The organism is Aeromicrobium sp. MLTX1 (genome assembly GCF_046452335.1).
Classification (GTDB): Bacteria; Actinomycetota; Actinomycetes; order Propionibacteriales; family Nocardioidaceae; genus Aeromicrobium.
In genome coordinates this window covers 1,070,908-1,090,016 of sequence record NZ_JBKFDN010000001.1, presented here as the reverse complement: position 1 = coordinate 1,090,016, position 19,109 = coordinate 1,070,908, and the positions used below count along the sequence as shown (strand labels likewise).

The following is a 19,109-nucleotide window of genomic DNA, read 5'->3' as shown; positions in this document are numbered from 1 at the left end:
GCCGCGTTCCGTCCGTGGACACGACGACGCGCCACGGTCGCGCACTTGTTACGTGACACGCCGTCAGCACATCTGGATGAGCGCTTCTCGTCACATCGGCGAAACGAAGCCCTCCCAGACTCGGACGGTCCCCGCTCGCTTCCCCACCTGCGAGCTCCCCCACCCGAGAGGGATCACGTGTTCACACAACGAGGATGGCGGCTCGCCACCGTGGGAGCGCTGCTCGCGCTGCCACTGGCTGCGGTGCCCGCCCACGCCGACGACGGCGAGCTGGCCTCCGGCAGCGACTGGACGGTCTCGCGCGCCGCCGGTGGCTACCTGGTCACGGTCGACCTGGCGAAGAAGCTCCCGGTCGTCTCCGACGCCCCGACCATCGAGGTCGACGGCGAGCCGATCGGCATCGCCACGGAGTCCGCCGACGGCAAGAGCCTGAGCGTCTTCACCGCCGACGCGTCCGTGCTGAAGGCCGACGACATCGAGGCCGGCTGGTTCAGCAAGCCGTCCGGCGCCCCGGCCCAGGTCACGAGCGTCGAGGAGATCGCCGAGGCCGATCCCGAGGCCCTCGACGCGAACCCCGCGTCGCTCGGCGAGTTCGAGCACACCGAGGCCGTCTACAACTTCGGCGCGCAGTCGATCCCGCTCGCGGCGATCGGCGGCATCCGCGGTGAGCTGCAGGGCAAGGTCTACCTGCCCAAGACCGGCGGCGCCCGCCCGGTCGTGCTGCTGCTGCACGGCCGCCACACCTCGTGCTCCACCGGCACCGCCAACCCGAACCGCTGGCCGTGTGGTGCGAACCAGATCAACATCCCGAGCTTCGCCGGCTACGACGGCACGGCTCGCGCGCTGGCCAGCCACGGCTACGCGGTCGTGTCGATCTCGGCCAACGCGATCAACTCCAACGACAACCAGCTCGCGCTGGACCAGGGCGCCCAGGCACGCGGCCAGCTGCTGCTGGACACCCTCACGATGCTCAAGAAGGCCAACGAGGGCGCTGCGGTCAGCTATTACGACCAGCAGACCGACGCCGACGTCACGCTCGAGCAGGCACTCGCCAACCAGGCGCCCCTGCCGGGCCTGACCGAGGGCACCGCGGGTCTGGCCCCGGCCGACTTCGTGGGTCGCTTCGACTTCTCGAACATCGGCATGATGGGCCACTCGCGCGGCGGCGAAGGCGTCACCTCGGCCGCGACGCTCAACCAGGGCCTCGCGAAGCCGTGGAAGATCACGTCGATCCTGCCGCTCGCGCCGGTCGACTTCGCGCGCATGACGGTGCCGAACGTGCCGATGAACGTGGTCCTGCCCTACTGCGACGGCGACGTCTCCAACCAGCAGGGCCAGCACATGCTCGACGACTCGCGCTACGCGTTCGACGACGACGTGCTGCGCAGCGGCGTGTGGATGATGGGCGCGAACCACAACTTCTACAACACCGTCTGGACCCCCGGGAAGTACGCGTACAGCGTCTCCGACGACTGGGGCGCGACCTCCACGGACGCCGTCTGCGGCCCCCGCTCGGAGACGAACATCCGCCTGAGCGCCGACGCGCAGTACGACGCCGGCACGGCCTACATGGCCGGCTGGTTCCGTCTGACGATGGGTGACGAGAAGCAGTTCCTGCCCATGTTCGACGGCTCCGCGCAGGTGCCCGAGGTGCTCGGCTCGGCCGACATCCGCAGCATGTCGACGGCCCCGGCCTCGGCACGCAAGACGATCACGACGTTCGAGGAGACCAGCTCGCTGGTCCGCGTCCAGGGCGCGGCCACCGCCACGGTCTGCGCGAGCGCCGCCGGTCGCACGGTCGCGCAGCCGCTCCCGGCCTGCACGCCCTCGACGATCAGCACCAGCGCGCTGCCGCACTGGACGCCCGCCAGCAACGGCGGCAACGTCCCGGCGACGCCGGTCACGAAGTTCTCGTGGACGGCCCTCGGCACCGGCACCACCACCGTGACGCCCAGCGAGGTGCGCGTCAGCGTCCCCGCGAAGGCGCGCAACGCGTCGGACTCGGAGCGCCTGTCGTTCAAGGTCGCCGCTGACGACACCGTCGCCAGCAGCACCGCGATCTCGCTGACCGTGGTCGACAACGCCGGCCGGACGTTTACGGCGCCCGTCGCGGACCTCAACCCGCTGGCGACCACGCGCCTGCCCGCCTCGACCAGCACGATCCTGAAGAAGATCGTGCTCCAGCAGGTCGACCTCCCGGTCGCCACGCTGGCGGACGCCGGCCTGAACGTCTCGGACATCCGCGAGGTCCGCTTCGGCGCCCTCGCCGGTCCGGACGCCCTGGCCACCGGCGGCGTGTTCCTGTCCGACCTCGCGTTCGAGAGCTCGGCGGTCGGCACGGCGAACAGCACCACGGTGCCGACGCTCAACGTGAAGGCCCCCGTCGTCGACGAGGGCAACGGTCCGGGCACGGCCGACATCGCGGTCTACCTCGACGAGGCGGCCTCGATCCCGGTCACCGGCTACGTGTCGGCGCTCGGCTCGGCCACGGGCCGCGCGGGCATCGCGATGGAGAAGGTCACCTTCGCCCCGGGCGAGACCTGCAAGGTCGTCACCGCCCCGGTGCTCGGCGACCAGCTGGCCAGCACGACGGCCTCCACCTCGGTGAAGGCCTCGGTCATCAACACGGCCGGCGCGGTCATGGGCACGAACGCCCTCGACTGGATGATCGTCCGCGAGGACGACGGCGTCACGGGCTCGGCGACGGCGCTGCCGCCGGCGGGTGTCCAGGGCGACGCGTGCGCGGAGCTCGCCGCGAAGGACGAGCAGGCCGACGTCTCGGTCAGCGACGACAAGCCCCAGCCGGGCGCGTCGGTCACCGTCACCGCGGGCGGCTTCCGCTCCGGTGAGGGCGTCACCGTGACGATCGCCGGGGTCGACCCGGTCGTCGCCGTGGCCGACGGCTCCGGTGCCGTCAGCGCCGCCGTCGCGATCCCGGACACCGCCACCCGCGGGGCCGCGGACGTGACGGTCACGGGCAGCGGCACCGGCCGCACGGGCACCACCTCGGTGGCCATCCTCGACGCGAGCACGACGACCCTGTCGATCTCCCCCGAGGCGCCGAAGATCAACGAGGCGGTCACGCTCACGGCGACGGTCGGCGGTGGCGACACCACCGGCAGCGTCGAGTTCTTCGACGGCGACACCTCGCTGGGCACCGCGGAGGTCGTGGACGGCGTGGCCACCCTCGGCGTCCCGGGCTTCAAGGCCGGTGCGCACGAGATCGTGGCGACGTTCGCCGAGACCGGCGTCACCGCCGGCTCGACGTCCGGTGCGGTCACCTTCACCCTGGTGAAGGGCAAGCCGACCCTGGTGATGTCGCTCTCGAGCGCCACCACCGTGTTCGGCAAGGCCGCGAGGCTGTCGGCGGTCGTCGGCGGCGCGGACGGCGGCAACGTCACCTTCCGCTACGGCACCGTCACGAAGAAGGTCGCCCTGGCCAAGGACGGCTCGGCCTCACTCACGCTGCCGGCCACCCTGAAGCCGGGCCGCTACACGGTCGCCGCGTCGTACGACGGCACCGACCTCACCGAGGGTGGGGTGGGCATCTCGTCGATGCTGACCGTGACGAAGAAGGCCACGACGACGAGCCTCTCGGCGCAGTCGTCGGTCAAGGCCGGCACGACCCTGCGTGGCAAGTTCGCCGTCCGCGGCGGCGTCGCCAAGGTCGCCCCGACCGGCACGGTCAAGGTCTACGTGAAGCAGGCGAAGGGCGGCTACAAGCTGGCCCGGACCGTGCGCGTCACGTCGACCGGCAAGGCGTCCTTCACGGTGAAGACGCCGAAGAAGCGCCAGGGCCTGCGGGTCAAGGTCGTCTACTCCGGTGACGCCAACTACGGCTCGAGCACGAGCTCGAAGTCGGTGCGCCTGCGCTGACGAAGTCACACGAGGCCCCGGCAGCATCCGCTGCCGGGGCCTCGTCGTGTCTCCCGCCCCTCGGCGGTCCGATCGGGCGACGGTTTCCCCGGTTACGTGGGTTTGCCGTCACCGACCGGGGATCGCGAACCCCGGGAAGTGGAGGCGAACCCCGGCCGGTCGCAGCGAGGAGGCAGGTGGCGTCCCAGCGCGGCCCCGCGCCCCCACTTGGAATGACGGGCCCCTCTGACCGGGGTTTCCTGTCACTGACCGGGGATCGCAACCCCCGGTCAGTGACAAGGAACCCACGTAACCGGGGAAACGGTGGACGGGTGGGACGGATGGGCGGGCGGGGACAGACGAGAGCGCCCCGGCCCGCCTTCGCGGACCGGGGCGCTCGTGACGCCGGTGCCAGGACCTACTTGATGACCTTCGCCGAGCGGGGCGTGTACTTCACGACCGTCGCGTAGCCGGTCTTGCGAGCCGTGACCTTGACCCGGATCCGCTGACCGCGGTCGGCCTTCGTGAGCTTGTACGACTTCTTCGTCGCGCCCTTGATGGCCTTGCTGCCGCGGTACCAGCGGTACGACAGCGTGACGCCGGAGTCCCAGCGACCCGGGTTGACCTTCAGCGTGCGGCCGACCTTCGGCAGGCCGCTCTGGAACGGCCGCGGCGTGCGCGTCAGGAGGCCGGGAGCCACCTTGAGCGCCTTGCTGACCTTCGTCACGGGCGCCCAGCCGGCCTTCGTGCCGGTGACGGCGACCGTCACGACCCGTCCCACGTCCTTCGGCGCGAGGCGGTAGGTCGACCCGGTGGCGCCGGCGACGGGCGCGCCGCCGACCGACCACTGGTAGGTCAGTGCCGTGCCGGCGGGCCACGTGCCGGCCGAGGCCGTCAGGACCGTGCCGACGCGTCCCGTGCCGCTCACGACCGGCACCGGGGCCGGGCCGAGCGGCTTGAGGCCGACCGTGTGCGTCAGCGTGGGCTCTCCCGTGCCGCCGGCGGTGCCGGGAGCGGCGGAGATCCGCAGCGACGCGTCCGACTCCGCCTCGACGCGGACCGTGAAGTCCGCGCGCGCGGTCTGGCCGCTCGAGACGCGCGGCACGGACCAGCGCAGCGTCGTGCCGTCGAGCTCGAGGCCGTCGCCCAGCGACACCACGGAGGCGTCGTCGAGCACGTCGGACAGGTCGATCTCGGCCGTCGCGTCGCGCAGCGGGTGCACCGCCGTGTTCTTCGCGGCCAGGCTGTAGGTGATCTCGTCGCCGGTGTCGACGTCTCCCGGCAGCGGGTCTGCCGACAGGCCGAGCGTCCACGCGTCGTCCTGGTCGGCGACCGCCGTCGAGACGCTGCAGGTGACGCAGAAGGAGCCCAGCGCGCTGCTGCTCGTCGTGATGCCGACGGTGCCGCCGGAGGCCGACTCCTTGACCGTGGCGGGGAACGAGACGGTCGCGGACGTGCCGGCCGCCGTGGCCGGGATCGTCCACCGCAGCGTGCCGCCGAGGTTCGCCAACTCCGCCGGCAGCGTGCCGAGGCGTGCGTCGTCGACGAGATCGGCGACGTCGACCGTCACGGTCTGACCGCCGAGAGCCACCTTGCCGGTGTTCTGCGCCGTCAGCGTGTGCACGACCGTGTCACCCGCGGCGACCGGACCCGTGGCGTCGGCAGCGGCCGACAGGTTCCACTTGGACGGCCACGCCGGCTTCACCGTGCCGTACAGCCAAGGGTTCAGCACGGGCCGGACGTCCTGGCCCGAGACCCGGTTCGCGAGCGCGACGAAGTCGGCCGTCGAGGCGTCCGAGCCGTTGTTCTCCGCGACCCACGTGCGCAGGATCTCGAACCAGGCCTCGTCGCCCACGATGGTGCGCAGTGCCTCGAACGTCATGCCGCCGCGTCCGTAGACGTAGTTGAAGAGGATGGCCGGATCGGTGAAGCCCGCCAGCGGCACCTGCCACTGGCCCGCCGTCGGGGCGCTGGCGTTCCACGAGTTGTAGTAGGCCGTCTCCGGCGTGGTCGTGGTGGTGCCGCTCGCGAGGTTGTAGGCCCGCGGGGCGTAGTCGCCCATGCCCTCGTTGAGCCACAGGTCGCTCCAGTCCGTCGGCGACACCGCGTTGCCGAACCACTGGTGCGCGATCTCGTGAATGAGCGTGCCGCGGCTGACCGAGTTCTGGTAGAACGACCGGTCCTGCGTCTCCAGCGCGTAGCCCACGTTGATGCGGTCGACGACCGCGCCGGTGGCCACGCCCGGGTACGGGCCGAACTTCGACTCCATCCAGCGCATGATGTCCTGCGTCTGCGCCAGGCTCGCCAGGGTCGTGCTCCGCTGCGTGGTCGTCATCGCGGAGTCGAGGAACGTCCAGTCGCGGTACGTGCCGCTCTCGAGCTCGACCACCGACTCGCGCACCTCGTACTTGCCGATCGAGACCATCGACAGGTACGGCACCATCTGGTTCGGCTGGCGCCAGTGCCAGGTCTCCAGCGCGCCGTTGCGCGTCTTGGAGTGCAGCGTGCCGTTGCTGGCCGCGGCCATGGTCTCGCCGTCCATCAGCCGCGGGATCGTCAGCTTGATGTCGTACTTCGCCTTGTCCTTCAGCGAGTTGTTGACCGGGTACCACGTCATGGCGCCGACGGGCTCGTTCACGGCGGTGGCGCCGTCGTCGCCGGCGATCCAGCCCTCACGCGAGCCGTCGGGGTCGATGTGGGTCACGGGCGAGCCGGAGTACGTGATCACCGTGGTGAACTCGCCCTCGACGGGCGTCGCCGGCGTGACGATCAGCTTGTACTTCGTGACCGCGGCGTCGACGTCGCGCGTCCACGTGGCGGGTACGCCGTTCACGGTGACCGAGTCGACCGAGAGGCCCTCGAAGTCCAGCGAGAACTCCGAGAGCGGCGCGTCGGCGGTCGCGGTGATCTTCGCGGTCGCGGCGATCGTGCTGGCGGTCGCGACCGGCGTGCCGGGAGTCCAGGCGATGTCGAGGTCGTAGTGCTTGACGTCGTAGCCGCCGTTGCCCACGTTCGGGAACAGGGAGTCGCCGGAGGTGCGGGCGCCGGCGACCGGATCGGCGGCCGAGGCGCTCGTGGCGGTCGCGCCGAGCGTGCCCAGGCAGAGGGCTCCGCTCAGGAGCGCGGCCGCGACGGCCCGGGCCGGTCGGGTCAGGGGTGGGGAGAGGGGCATTGCTGCTCTTTCGTCGGGAGGTGTTCCGCTCATCCTGTCCGAGGGACGTGGCGCGCGTCACTGGAACGCCAGAGGTTTCACATGCCCGCAACACGTGCGGTGCGTCGCTCTGGAGATGCGGGCACCGTGCGTCCGTGATGGCATGGAGACAAGAACAGACCCCGAGCGAAGGTGGAGATCATGGGACTTGACGACAAGCTGAAGAACGCCGCCGAAGACCTCAAGGGCAAGGCCAAGGAGGCCACCGGCAAGGCGACCGACAACGAGCGCCTCGAGGCCGAGGGCAAGGGCGACCAGGCCAAGTCCGACGTCAAGCAGGCCGGCGAGAACGTGAAGGACGCGTTCAAGCACTGATCATCCAGGACACGACGACGAGGGCCCCGGGAAGAGATTCCCGGGGCCCTCGCTCGTGTGTCGGTCAGACGGTCGGAGGCGGCGTGACCGTGCCCGTGGCGCCGACGTCGCCCGTGGGCGTGGTCGGCGTCGTGGTGGTCGTCGGTCGGCCCGGCGTCGTGTAGGTCGAGGCCGTGTACGTCGGCTGGTCGGCGGACCTGGCCTTGAAGAAGGCCACGACGCCCGCGATGCCGGCCGTCAGCAGGCCCACGAAGGCGACCTTCTTGACGCCCGTGAAGCGCTTGCGCTTCTCGATCGGCAGCTTGTCGCTGACCTCGTCCGGCAGCTTGTCGACCAGATTGTCGCGCAGGTCGAGCAGCTCGTTCTTGTCCGGGAGCTTCTCCAGCAGGTCGTCGCGCAGCGCGAGCCACTCGGCTCGGTCGGGAAGACGCTCCACCAGCTGGTCCCGGAGGTCGCGCAGCTCGGAGGCGTCCGGCAGCTGCTCCACGACGGTGTCGACGTGATCCTTCACGCTCTTCTTGCCCACAATGGCTCCTTCGCACAGATGTCGTCGGACTTCCATCGTGGCTCACGGCGGGGTCAGTCGCACCTCGGCAGTCCCCTCGAGGACGACGTCGGCCGCGTCCTTGTCGGGGCGCAGCCCGCGCCAGCTGGCGTGGCGCAGGTGCCCCGCGGGCGACCAGTCGCCGAAGACGACCTCGCCGACCAGCCGCGGCGTGACCCACGTGGCGTCTCGCGAGGCGACGGACTCGACCTCGTCGACGAACGGCGAGGTCTGGCGCTCGAGCGGGTCGAGCAGCGAGCGCAGCTTGAGCCGCTCGGCGTTGCTGTAGCCCGTGCCCACGCGGCCGAGGTAGCGCAGGCCGCCCTCCACGGGCACGCCCACGAGCAGCGAGCCGATGCCCCGCCCGCCGCTGCTGGGGCGCCAGCCGCCGATGACGATCTCCTGGGTGTCCTGGTTCTTGATCTTGAGCCAGTCGGTGGAGCGCGCACCGGGGTCGTACGTGGACGCGCGCCGCTTCGCCACGATGCCCTCGAGCTTGTGGCTGCGGCTCAGCGCGACGGCCTCCTCGAGGGTGCCGCCGTGGGCGGGCGGCGCGTGCACGAGCTCCGACCCGAGATCCAGGTCCTCCAGCGCCTCGCGGCGGTCGTCGTAGGAGAGGTCACGCAGCGACATGCCGTCGCGCTCGAGGAGGTCGAACAGCATCAGCCGGACGGGCGTGGTGCGTCGGAGCCGCTCGACGTCACCCGGCTTCGTGACGCCCATGCGCTGCTGGAGCCGGCCGAAGGAGGGGATGCCGCGCTCGTCCATCGCGACGATCTCGCCGTCGAGGACCGCGTCGAGGCCGAGCCCGGCGAGCTCCTCGAGGAGCTCGGGATAGCTGGCGCTGACGTCGTTGTGGTTGCGCGAGTACAGCCGCACGTCCTGGCCCGAGACCACCGCGACGCACCGGATGCCGTCCCACTTCAGCTCGTAGGCCCACCCATCGCCCGAGGCGTCACGACCTCCCGCGAGCACCGCGAGCATCGGCGGGACGAAGCCCGACCGCCCCGCGGGCGCCTTCTTCCGCGCCGGCTTCGCCCTCTTCGTCGCCTTCGGCCGCGAGGTCGTGGACGGCGCCCCGGGCTGCTGGTCCTTCATGAGGTGGATCAGCCAGTTCTCCCCCGTCTTGATGAGCGCGAGGCGCTTCGAGCCGCCGAGGCCGCCCTCCCGGGTTCCGTGGAGCGTGGCGATCACCTCGTGGTCGTTCCACTTCTCGAGGTCGAAGTGGCCGTGGTCCCAGATCGTGACCTCGCCCGCGCCGTACTCGCCCTTCGGGATGCTCCCCGCGAAGGTCGCGTACTCCATCGGGTGGTCCTCGGTCTGCACCGCGAGGTGGTTGCCGCTCGTCGAGTCGGGCACGCCCTTCGGGAGCGCCCACGAGACCAGCACGCCGTCGCGCTCCAGCCGGAAGTCCCAGTGCAGGCGGCGCGCGTGGTGCTCCTGGATGACGAAGATCGGGTCGCCGTCGCGGCCGCGCACCACGGAGTCGGGCACGGGCTCGGGTGTCCGGCTGGCGTCGCGCATCGAGCGGTAGGTGGACAGCTTGTCGGCCACGGGCGCGGCGAGCGAGGCCATGGGATCGCCCCGCTCGGCCAGGCGCGCCGGCACCTCGTCGATCGTGAGGTGGCGCAGGCTCTCGTCGAGCTCGTCCCAGTCGCGCGGCACGGCGACCGTGGGCTCCTCGCGGCCGCGCAGGGAGTAGGGCGAGATCGTGGTCTTCGCGCCGTTGTTCTGGCTCCAGTCCACCAGGACCTTGCCTGAGCGCTTGGCCTTGCTCATGTCGCTGACGACGAGCTCGGGCATCGACGCCTCGAGCGCCTGCGCGACCTGCTTCGCGAAGGCGTTGACGTAGTCGGAGTCGTGCGTGCCGTCGAGGTGCGCGAACAGGTGGATGCCCTTGCTGCCGCTCGTGACCGGGAAGCACTCGATCCCGATGTCGGCCAATAGCTCGCGGGCCGCATGGGCGATCACGACGCACTCGGGCAGGCCCGTCCCGGGGCCGGGGTCGAGGTCGATCACGAGGCGGTCGGGATGCTGCGCGACGCCCGTGGCGTCGACCTGCCACTGCGGGACGTGCAGCTCGAGCGCGGCGACCTGGCCGGCCCACGCGAGGTCGGCCACCGACTCGAAGATCGGGTAGACGTTCGTGCGCGACTTGTGCTTGATCGTGACCCGGCGGATCCAGTCGGGCGCGGAGTCCGGCAGGTTCTTCTCGAAGAACACCTCGGCCCCCGGGCCGGTGCCGTTCACCCAGCGCTTGCGGGTGACCGGACGTCCCGCGAGGTGCGGCAGCAGCCACGGCGCGACCTGCACGTAGTAGGAGATGACGTCGGCCTTGGTGGTGCCCGTGGCCGGATACATCGGCTTCTCGCTGTTGGTCAGCCTCAACAGCCGTCCGTCCACCGAGACGGTTTGGGAGGACGCGCCTGCCACGACCTTGACCCCCTGCGCGTAGTGTCTGTAGTCACCAGTGTGAAGGAGCGGCCGTGACCGTGCTTGACTTCTTCTCCGAGGTGGCGCTCGACCTGCACGAGCAGCCCACCACCGAGAAGACCGTGGAACGCATCACCGAGTACGCCCGCAAAGCTGCCGAGTGCGACGACGCCGGCATCATGCTGGTCCACTCGCGCACGCGCATCGAGACGGCGTCGACGACCTCCGAGCGCGTGATCCGGTCGCACGAGCTCCAGCGCGAGCTCGACGAGGGTCCGTGCCTGGATGCGCTCGAGGCCGGGGGCAGCTTCGTCTCGAACGACGTCGGCCTCGACCCGCGCTGGCCCCAGTGGGGCAGGGCCGCCGGCGAGCTCGGCATCCGCAGCGCGATGAGCGTGCTGCTGGAGACCCGCGAGCGCCGCTACGGCTCGCTCAACCTCTACGCCGACCGGCCCGACGCGTTCGACGGCAACGATCTCGCCACGGCGCTGATCTTCGCCCGCCACGCCTCGGTCGCGCTCGCCAACGCGCACCACGAGCAGGGACTGCTCCACGCGATCGACGCCCGCAAGGTCATCGGGCAGGCGCAGGGAATACTGATGGAGCGCTTCGACATCGAGGCCGACCGCGCGTTCGACGTGCTGCGTCGCTACTCCCAGAACCACAACCAGAAGCTGCACGCCGTGGCCACCTGGGTCGTGGAGAACCGCAAGCGCCCCGTCTCGGAGTTCCCCGGCACCGTCCGCGTGGACGTGCCGGAGTCGCTCGTGGCCGATCCCGCGAAGAAGGCTCCCGAGACCGGCGACCCGCAGCCGGCCTGACTCAGGCCGACGACTTCTTCTTCGCCGCCTTCTTCTTGGGCTTGTCGTCGGACTTCGCGTCGCCCTTGCGCGCCTCGACACTGCGTCGCAGCGCCTCCATGAGGTCGACGACCTCGCCGCCCTCGTCCTCCTGCTCGCCGAAGGTGGCCTCGGTGTCGATGCCCTCGCCCGCCTTCTGCTTGGCCTCGATGAGGGTCTTGAGCTGCTCCTGGTAGTCGTCGGTGAACTGGCTGGCGTCGAAGTCGCCCGCGAGCGACTCGATCAGCTGGCCCGCCATCGCGAGCTCCTTCTGGGTCACCTTCGCGGTGTTCTCCAGCACGGGGAAGTCGGCGGTGCGGACCTCGTCGTCCCACAGGAGGGTCTGCAGCACGAGCACGTCGTCGCGCACCCGCAGGGCGCCCAGCCGGGTGCGCTGGCGCAGCGCGAACGTGACCACGGCGGTGCGCTCGGTGTCCTCGAGCGCGCGGCGCAGCAGCGTGTAGGGCTTGAGCGCCTTCTCCTCGGGCTCGAGGAAGTAGGGGTTGCCCAGGCGCAGGACGTCGATCTGGTCGTCGGGCACGAACTCGACGACGTCGATCTCGTGGCTGCGCTCAGCGGGCAGCGACTTGAGGTCCTCGTCAGTGAGGACGATCGTCCTCTCGCCGTCGTCGTACGCCTTGTCGATGTTCTTGTAGGGGACGACCTCCTTGCAGATCTCGCAGCGGCGCTCGTAGCGGATGCGGCCGCCGTCCTCGTCGTGGACCTGGTGCAGCGACACGTCGTGGCTCTCGGTGGCGGAGTACACCTTCACCGGCACATGGACCAGCCCGAAGCTGATCGCACCCTTCCAGATGGCTCGCATCCAGCCAGTATCCGCCCTCAGCGCCTCCAGCGCGACCGCTTGGCGTCCGTGCGCTGCGGCGGCTCGATCGGCACGAAGCCGGGCTCGTGGGGCTCGAGGTCGGGCAGGCGCTCCTCGAGCTGCGCGATCGCGCGCGGCAGGTCGTCGAAGGCGACGCCCGCCAGCTGGTTGGGCGAGAACCGCCACCACGCGAGCTCGAGCAGTCGCTCCCGCGTGGCGGGGTCGACACGGTCGCGGATCGGGCGCGCCGGGATGCCGCCGACGATCGAGTAGGGCGCCACGTCCTCGGTGACCACCGCACCGGCGGCCACGACGGCACCGTCGCCGATCGTGACGCCGCGCAGGATCACGACCTTCGCGCCGATCCACACGTCGTTCCCGACCACCGACGGCTCGCCGCGGAACGAGGTTCGCCCACCGGCCTCGGGGTCGATGACCTCCGACTCCGCCGCGGAGGGATGCCAACCCCACGTGGCCTTCTTGTACTGGAACGAGTTCACGCCGAGCCACGTCAGCGGGTGGCCGGTGGCGCTGATGAGGATGTCGGGGGCGAACTCGCAGTAGCGGCCGATCGTGGCGCCCTGGGACTCGACGCCGTGGGCGAGGCTGGTGAACGCGCCGACGCGTGTCGTGCCGCCGCGGACCAGCAGGTCGCCCAGCATCCGGATCGGCGGCTCGGCCAGCAGCTGCGACGAGCCGACGAGTCGCAGGCCCTCGGTCCCGCGTGCGTGCTCCACCACGGCGCCAGCCTAGGGGCTGCACCCCGCCGCGACTCGCCAGCGCGGCGTTTACCTCCTCGCAATCGGGACGCGCGACAATGGCTGACATGGCGTTTCTGTTGCGCGTGGAGCTCCCCGACGTGCCGGGCTCCCTCGGCGCACTCGCGACGGCCCTCGGTGGTGCCGGCGCCGACATCGAGGCGATCGAGATCGTCGAGCACCGCTCCGACGGGATCGCGGTCGACGACGTGCTGCTCGAGCTCCCGCACACCGTCATGCCCGACGCGCTCATCACGGCCTGCCACGCGCTCGAGGGCGTGCACGTCCACTGGATCAGCCGCTACACCGCCGGCGCGAACCTCAGCATGGACCTCGAGGCGGTCGAGGCCTTCACCGACGAGCCCGACCTCGCGATCGAGCGCCTCGTCGAGGTCATCCCGTCCACGTTCCGCACCGACTGGGCCATGGCCGTGGGCCCCGGTGAGGAGGGCGCGGCGTTCATGTACGGCTCCTCGGCGGCGCCGCGCGTCGTGCCCGACTGCGACGGCTGGCTGAAGGTCGAGAGCGCCCGCGCGCTGCCCGAGGTGGCCGCCTGGGACTCCACCGTGCTGGCCGGCTCCCCCGGCACCACCCGCTCGGGCACCGAGTTCTTCGTCGCCGTCGGCCGCCACGGCGGTCCGGAGTTCCTGCCCTCGGAGATCGCGCGCCTCGGCCACATGGTCTCGCTCGCTGCCTCCGTGCAGACCGAGGGCGACTGACCTACTGCTGCGGCGTCACCGGCGTGTGCGCGTGGTGGAAGCGGCCGAGCGCGGCGACCTCCTGCTCCAGCGCCGGCACCGTGCGGCGGGTCAGCAGCCGCACGTACGGCCACGTGGCCGGCGAGTTCACGAACGCCTTCGTCCAGTTGGCCAGCAGCACGGCGCGCGGGACGTAGACGCGGCTCTTGCGCTTCGCCAGGCCCACCAGGATCCGCTCGGCGCAGGTCTCGACGTCGGTGGTGGTGTTCGCGGGGTACGGCAGCTTGCGGCGGATCGCCTTGAAGGTGGGCAGGTCGGCCTCGGCGTTGCGGACGATGTCGGTGTCGATCCACGAGGGGTGGCAGATGCCCACCTTGATCCCCAGGTGCGCGACCTCCTGGCGCAGCGCGACGGCGAGTGCCTCGTTGCCCGCCTTGCTCGCGCTGTAGGAGCTGAGTCCGGCGATGTTGGAGAACGCGGCCAGCGACGACACGACGAGCAGGTAGCCCTTCGAGGCCCGCAGGTGCGGGATCGCGTACTTGGCCGTGCGGAAGACGCCGTTGAGATTGACGTCGATGACGCGCTCGAACGCCTCGTCCTCGATCTGGCGGACGGTGCCGTAGGAGGCGATGCCCGCGTTGGCCACCACGTGGTCGAGGCGACCGAAGTACGCCACCGCCTCGTCGATGGCGGTGCGGAGCTGGTCGCTGCTGCGGACGTCGGCCTGCCACCAGGCGGCCGACTCGCCGAGCTCGGTGCTCAGCTCCTCCAGCAGGTCGGGCTCGAGGCCGACGAGGGCGACGCGACCGCCGTGGGCGACGTAGGCCCGGGCGACGGCGGCGCCGATGCCACGCGCGGCGCCGGTGATGAGCGCGACCTTGCCGAGGAATTGCTGAGGCTTCAGAGACGACATGCCCGCCAAGATACCGGCGGTATGTGAAATGTGCCACTGCCGATGTCACATTCGCTCGTCGCCGCTCGGACGCCCTGGTACCTGTCCGTAACGTGACCTACCTCATGCGCCGACCCCGGAGAGACCCGGCTATTGTCTGCGGGATGAGCACCCCCCTGCCCGATCTGGGCTCGATGCGGATCGGCGTCGTGAAGGAGTCCGCGCCCGGCGAGACTCGCGTCGCCGCGACTCCGGCGACGGTGAAGCAGCTGATCGATCTCGGCTACCTGGTGACGGTGGAGAGCGGGGCCGGAGCGGCCTCGAGCTTCAGCGACGACGCCTACGCGGCGGCCGGTGCCACGATCAGCGACAAGCCCGATGCGTGGGCCAGCGACGTGATCTTCAAGGTCAACGCGCCGACCGAGATCGAGATCGCCCTGATGCTGGACGGCGCGACGCTGATCAGCATGATCAGTCCCGGCCTGAACCCCGATCTGGTGGAGAAGCTGGCGTCGCGACCGATCACGGTGCTGGCGATGGACGCGGTGCCGCGCATCTCGCGCGCCCAGTCCATGGACGTGCTCTCCTCCATGGCCAACATCGCCGGCTACCGCGCCGTGGTGGAGGCCGCCCACGAGTTCGGCCGGTTCTTCACCGGTCAGGTCACCGCCGCGGGCAAGGTGCCGCCGGCCAAGGTCCTCGTCGCCGGTGCCGGCGTCGCGGGCCTGGCCGCCATCGGCGCCGCGTCGAGCCTCGGCGCGATCGTGCGCGCCACCGACCCGCGTCCCGAGGTCGCCGACCAGGTCAAGTCGATCGGTGGCGAGTACCTCGAGGTGGTCGTTCCCGAGGAGGCCAAGGAGGTCTCCTCCGACGGCTACGCCAAGGCCACCAGCGAGGCCTACGACCGGCGTGCCGCGGAGATCTACTCCGAGCAGGCCGCCGACGTCGACATCATCGTGACCACCGCCCTGATCCCGGGCCGCGCCGCCCCGCGCCTCATCACCGCCGCCGACGTGGCCTCGATGAAGCCCGGCAGCGTCATCGTGGACATGGCCGCCGCGCAGGGCGGCAACGTCGAGGGCTCGGTCGCCGGCCAGAAGGTCGTCACCGACAACGGCGTCACGATCCTGGGCTACACCGACCTCGCGGGCCGCCTGCCCACGCAGGCCTCGCAGCTGTACGGCACCAACCTGGTGAACCTCATCAAGCTGCTCACGCCGGGCAAGGACGGCCAGATCGTCCTGGACTTCGACGACGTCGTCCAGCGCGGCGTCACCGTCGTGCGCGACGGCGAGAAGACGTGGCCGCCGCCGCCGGTGCAGGTCTCGGCCGCTCCGGCCCCGGCCGCCGCGCCGAAGGAGCCGGCTCCCGCGCCCGAGCCCAAGAAGCCGGTCAACCCCGGCGTCAAGATCGGCGCGCTCGCCGCGGGCGTCTTGATCTTCCTGTGGGTCCTGGCCACCGCGCCGGGCCAGCTGCCGCAGCACTTCACGGTGCTCGCGCTCTCGATCGTGATCGGCTACTACGTGATCGGCCACGTGCACCACGCGCTGCACACGCCGCTCATGAGCGTCACCAACGCGATCAGCGGCATCATCGTGGTCGGCGCCATGATCCAGATCGGCGCCGACGATGCGGTCATCCGGGCGCTGGCGTTCGTGGCCGTCCTCTTCGCCAGCATCAACGTCTTCGGCGGCTTCGCCGTGACCCGTCGCATGCTCAGCATGTTCTCGAAGTGAAGGGCTGACCTGTGACTGCCTCCTCCCTCGCCAATGCGGCGTACCTCGTCGCCGCCCTGCTGTTCATCCTCAGCCTCGCCGGGCTGAGCAAGCACGAGACCGCCCGCCGGGGCGTCGTCTTCGGCATCTCGGGCATGACGATCGCGCTCGCCGCGACGTTCGTCCTCGTGGTCGACAACGAGCCCGGCATCGGCCTGGCCCTGCTGATCGTCGCCATGGCGATCGGCGCCGCGATCGGCCTGTGGCGCGCCCGGATCGTCGAGATGACCGGCATGCCCGAGCTCATCGCGCTGCTGCACTCCTTCGTCGGCCTCGCGGCCGTCCTGGTCGGCTGGAACGGCTACCTGGGCTACCGCGACCTTCCGCACGACCTGCCCGGAGACGCCGGAACCCTGCTCGACATCCACAACGCCGAGGTCTTCATCGGCGTGTTCATCGGCGCCGTCACCCTGACCGGCTCGATCGTGGCCTACCTCAAGCTGAGCGCCAAGATGAAGAGCGCCCCGCTCGTGCTGCCGGCCAAGAACTGGATCAACCTCGGCGCGCTCGCGCTGTTCGTGATCCTGACGATCTGGTTCGTCGTCAGCCCCGCCCTGTGGCTGCTGATCCTGGTCACGCTCGTCGCGCTCGGCCTCGGCTGGCACCTGGTCGCCTCCATCGGCGGCGGCGACATGCCCGTCGTGGTCTCGATGCTCAACAGCTACTCGGGCTGGGCCGCGGCCGCCTCGGGCTTCCTGCTCAACAACGACCTGCTGATCATCACCGGCGCGCTCGTGGGCTCCTCCGGTGCCTACCTGTCCTACATCATGTGCAAGGCGATGAACCGCTCGTTCATCTCGGTCATCGCCGGCGGCTTCGGCATCGAGGCCGGCCCGGGCGACGACACCGACTACGGCGACCACCGCGAGATCAACGCCGAGGCCGCCGCCGAGCTGCTCTCGTCAGCCAAGAGCGTCGTCATCACGCCCGGCTACGGCATGGCCGTCGCTCAGGCGCAGTACCCCGTCGCCGACCTCACGGCGCGCCTGCGCGAGAAGGGCGTCGAGGTCCGCTTCGGCATCCACCCCGTCGCCGGCCGCCTGCCCGGGCACATGAACGTGCTCCTGGCCGAGGCCAAGGTGCCGTACGACATCGTCCTCGAGATGGACGAGATCAACGACGACCTCGCCGACACCGACGTCGTGCTCGTCATCGGCGCCAACGACACGGTCAACCCGGCCGCCGCCGAGGACCCGTCCAGCCCCATCGCCGGCATGCCGGTCCTGCACGTGTGGGAGGCCAAGAACGTCATCGTGTTCAAGCGCTCGATGGCCGCCGGCTACGCGGGCGTGCAGAACCCGCTGTTCTTCCGCGAGAACAGCCAGATGCTCTTCGGCGACGCCAAGGACCGCGTCGAGGACATCATCAAGGCTCTCTGAGTCCCGGCCCCGCCTCCGGCGGGCCAGATGTGTAGCGCTCTCCACCGTTTTTCGGCCCTCACGGGCTGAGAAGGGTGGGGAGCGCTTCACATGTCGGAGGTCAGTCGCGCGCGGCCTCGCGCCGGCCGGCCCGCACGTGTGATCCCACTGCGACCGCCAGGGCGAGGCCGAGGACCACGACCGAGGCGAGCAGCGAGACCCGCAGGGCCGTGTCGCCGTCGTGGGCCGACGCCGTGAGTCCGTAGGCGGTCATCAGCGCCGCGGTGCCGAGCGCCGACCCGATCCGCTGGCCCGTCTGGAGCGCTCCGCCGGCAGCCCCGCCCACCCTCGGCGGCACGTCCTGGAGGGTGAGCGTCTGGTTGGGCGCGACGACGCCGCCACCGCCGAGCCCGGCGAACAGCAGCAACGGCGCGAAGGTCCACCAGAGTGCCTCGTCGCTCTGCCCGGGCGTCACCCACGCCATCGCGGTGAAGCCGACCATGATCACGGCCAGCGCACCGATCGTGACCAGGCGCCCGGCGCGACTGACCAGCCGGCCCGCCGGCGTCGACGTGATCGCTGCGCCGACCGCGAAGGGGGTCAGCAGCAGGCCGCTCTGCAGGGCGCTCAGGTCGCGCACCTCCTGGAGCCACACGGACGACGTCAGGAACACGCCCGTGAACCCCGCGAAGTAGAGCGTGCCGATGACGATGCCGCTGCCGTAGGTGGGCAGCTCGGACAGCATCCGGACGTCGAGCAGCGGCTGGCGGTCGCGGGCCCGCACGGAGCGCTCCCACCGCACGAACGCCACCGCGAGCGGCAGCACCGCCAGCATGAGCAGCAGCGGCAGCCGCTCGCCGGACTCGGCAGCGATGAGCGGGTACAGCAGGCACAGCACCGTCAGGCCGAGGATCAGCGCACCCACGACATCGATGTGCTCGCGATCGGTGTCGCCGCGCGGCACCGGCACGAGGCGACGGATCGCCACGAGCGCCACGAGACCGATGGGCACGTTGATCAGGAAGATCAGCCGCCACCCCAGGTCGGTGCCCGCCAGCGCGATGATGGCGCCGCCGAGGACCGGACCGATCCCGGACGCGACCGAGACGGTCAGGCCGAAGTAGCCGAAGGCGCGACCGCGCTCCGGCCCGGTGAACAGCTCCTGGATCAGGCCGGCGTTCTGCGGCGTGAGCAGGCCCGCGGCCGCGCCCTGGGCCAGCCTCGCCGCGATCATCCAGCCCGCGCTCGGCGCCAGGCCGACGGCGGCGCTGGAGACGACGAACGCGATGAGGCCGATCGTCATGATCCGGCGCCGGCCGTACGCGTCGCCGAGGTGACCGCCCGCCACCAGCACGAGGCCGAAGGTCAGCGCGTAGCCCGAGACCACCCACTGCACGGTCCCGGCCGAGGCGTCGAGTCCCTCGCGGATCGACGGCACGGCGACGTTGACGACGGTGACGTCGAGCAGGGTCATGAACCCGACCACGAGGGTCACCGCGAGGATGTGCCAGCGCCGTGGATCGGGCTCGTCGACGGCGATCGGACCGGCTCCCCCGCGCGTCGTTCCGTCGCCCACCCGACCACTGTGCCGGTGCGCGCGCCGCCTGT

Annotated in this window: 13 protein-coding genes; 6 read left to right on the top strand and 7 right to left on the bottom strand. The window is 70.9% G+C overall.

Features of this window, described 5'->3' with window-relative positions; translation table 11 throughout:
- Positions 1-177: 177 nt before the first annotated feature.
- Positions 178-3,876: an Ig-like domain repeat protein gene (locus ACK99Q_RS05055; protein WP_410185125.1), complete on the top strand. Its 3,699-nt coding sequence runs from the start codon at positions 178-180 to the stop codon at positions 3,874-3,876.
- Positions 3,877-4,273: 397 nt separating this feature from the next.
- On the opposite strand, the gene ACK99Q_RS05050 is transcribed toward ACK99Q_RS05055, so the two are convergent.
- Complete coding sequence (locus ACK99Q_RS05050) at positions 4,274-7,027, bottom strand: M1 family aminopeptidase (protein ID WP_410185124.1); 2,754 nt, start codon at positions 7,025-7,027, stop codon at positions 4,274-4,276.
- Between the two features lie 180 nt (positions 7,028-7,207).
- On the opposite strand from ACK99Q_RS05050, the gene ACK99Q_RS05045 reads away from it, so the two are divergent.
- Positions 7,208-7,381: a CsbD family protein gene (locus ACK99Q_RS05045; protein WP_410185123.1), complete on the top strand. Its 174-nt coding sequence runs from the start codon at positions 7,208-7,210 to the stop codon at positions 7,379-7,381.
- A gap of 64 nt (positions 7,382-7,445) precedes the next feature.
- Here ACK99Q_RS05045 and ACK99Q_RS05040 read toward each other — a convergent pair whose 3' ends face one another.
- Together ACK99Q_RS05040 and ACK99Q_RS05035 are read right to left on the bottom strand one after the other, a co-directional pair.
- Positions 7,446-7,907, bottom strand: a complete 462-nt coding sequence (locus ACK99Q_RS05040; protein ID WP_410185122.1) for a hypothetical protein — start codon at positions 7,905-7,907, stop codon at positions 7,446-7,448.
- 42 nt (positions 7,908-7,949) lie between these two features.
- A complete protein-coding gene (locus tag ACK99Q_RS05035; RefSeq protein ID WP_410185121.1) occupies positions 7,950-10,358 on the bottom strand; it encodes an ATP-dependent DNA ligase in 2,409 nt (802 codons plus the stop codon).
- A gap of 53 nt (positions 10,359-10,411) precedes the next feature.
- On the opposite strand from ACK99Q_RS05035, the gene ACK99Q_RS05030 reads away from it, so the two are divergent.
- The gene (locus tag ACK99Q_RS05030; RefSeq protein WP_410185120.1) at positions 10,412-11,179 is read left to right on the top strand and encodes a GAF and ANTAR domain-containing protein; all 768 of its coding nucleotides are present in this window, start codon (positions 10,412-10,414) and stop codon (positions 11,177-11,179) included.
- A gap of 1 nt (position 11,180) precedes the next feature.
- On the opposite strand, the gene ACK99Q_RS05025 is transcribed toward ACK99Q_RS05030, so the two are convergent.
- Both ACK99Q_RS05025 and ACK99Q_RS05020 read right to left on the bottom strand, forming a co-directional pair.
- Positions 11,181-12,020 carry a Ku protein gene (locus ACK99Q_RS05025; RefSeq protein WP_410185119.1) on the bottom strand — a complete coding sequence of 280 codons (840 nt, stop codon included), beginning with the start codon at positions 12,018-12,020 and terminating at the stop codon, positions 11,181-11,183.
- Between the two features lie 17 nt (positions 12,021-12,037).
- A complete protein-coding gene (locus ACK99Q_RS05020) occupies positions 12,038-12,760 on the bottom strand; it encodes a DapH/DapD/GlmU-related protein (RefSeq protein ID WP_410185118.1) in 723 nt (240 codons plus the stop codon).
- Positions 12,761-12,855: 95 nt separating this feature from the next.
- Between ACK99Q_RS05020 and ACK99Q_RS05015 the strand changes: the two genes are divergently transcribed.
- Positions 12,856-13,497: an amino acid-binding protein gene (locus tag ACK99Q_RS05015; RefSeq protein WP_410186064.1), complete on the top strand. Its 642-nt coding sequence runs from the start codon at positions 12,856-12,858 to the stop codon at positions 13,495-13,497.
- A gap of 1 nt (position 13,498) precedes the next feature.
- Here ACK99Q_RS05015 and ACK99Q_RS05010 read toward each other — a convergent pair whose 3' ends face one another.
- A complete protein-coding gene (locus ACK99Q_RS05010) occupies positions 13,499-14,389 on the bottom strand; it encodes an SDR family oxidoreductase (RefSeq protein WP_410185117.1) in 891 nt (296 codons plus the stop codon).
- Positions 14,390-14,562: 173 nt separating this feature from the next.
- Between ACK99Q_RS05010 and ACK99Q_RS05005 the strand changes: the two genes are divergently transcribed.
- Complete coding sequence (locus ACK99Q_RS05005; RefSeq protein ID WP_410186063.1) at positions 14,563-16,104, top strand: Re/Si-specific NAD(P)(+) transhydrogenase subunit alpha; 1,542 nt, start codon at positions 14,563-14,565, stop codon at positions 16,102-16,104.
- 11 nt (positions 16,105-16,115) lie between these two features.
- Positions 16,116-17,522 carry a Re/Si-specific NAD(P)(+) transhydrogenase subunit beta gene (gene pntB / locus ACK99Q_RS05000; RefSeq protein ID WP_410185116.1) on the top strand — a complete coding sequence of 469 codons (1,407 nt, stop codon included), beginning with the start codon at positions 16,116-16,118 and terminating at the stop codon, positions 17,520-17,522.
- A gap of 100 nt (positions 17,523-17,622) precedes the next feature.
- Here the strand turns inward: pntB and ACK99Q_RS04995 are convergent, their stop codons facing one another.
- A complete protein-coding gene (locus ACK99Q_RS04995) occupies positions 17,623-19,077 on the bottom strand; it encodes an MFS transporter (RefSeq protein WP_410185115.1) in 1,455 nt (484 codons plus the stop codon).
- Between the last annotated feature and the right edge of the window lie 32 nt (positions 19,078-19,109).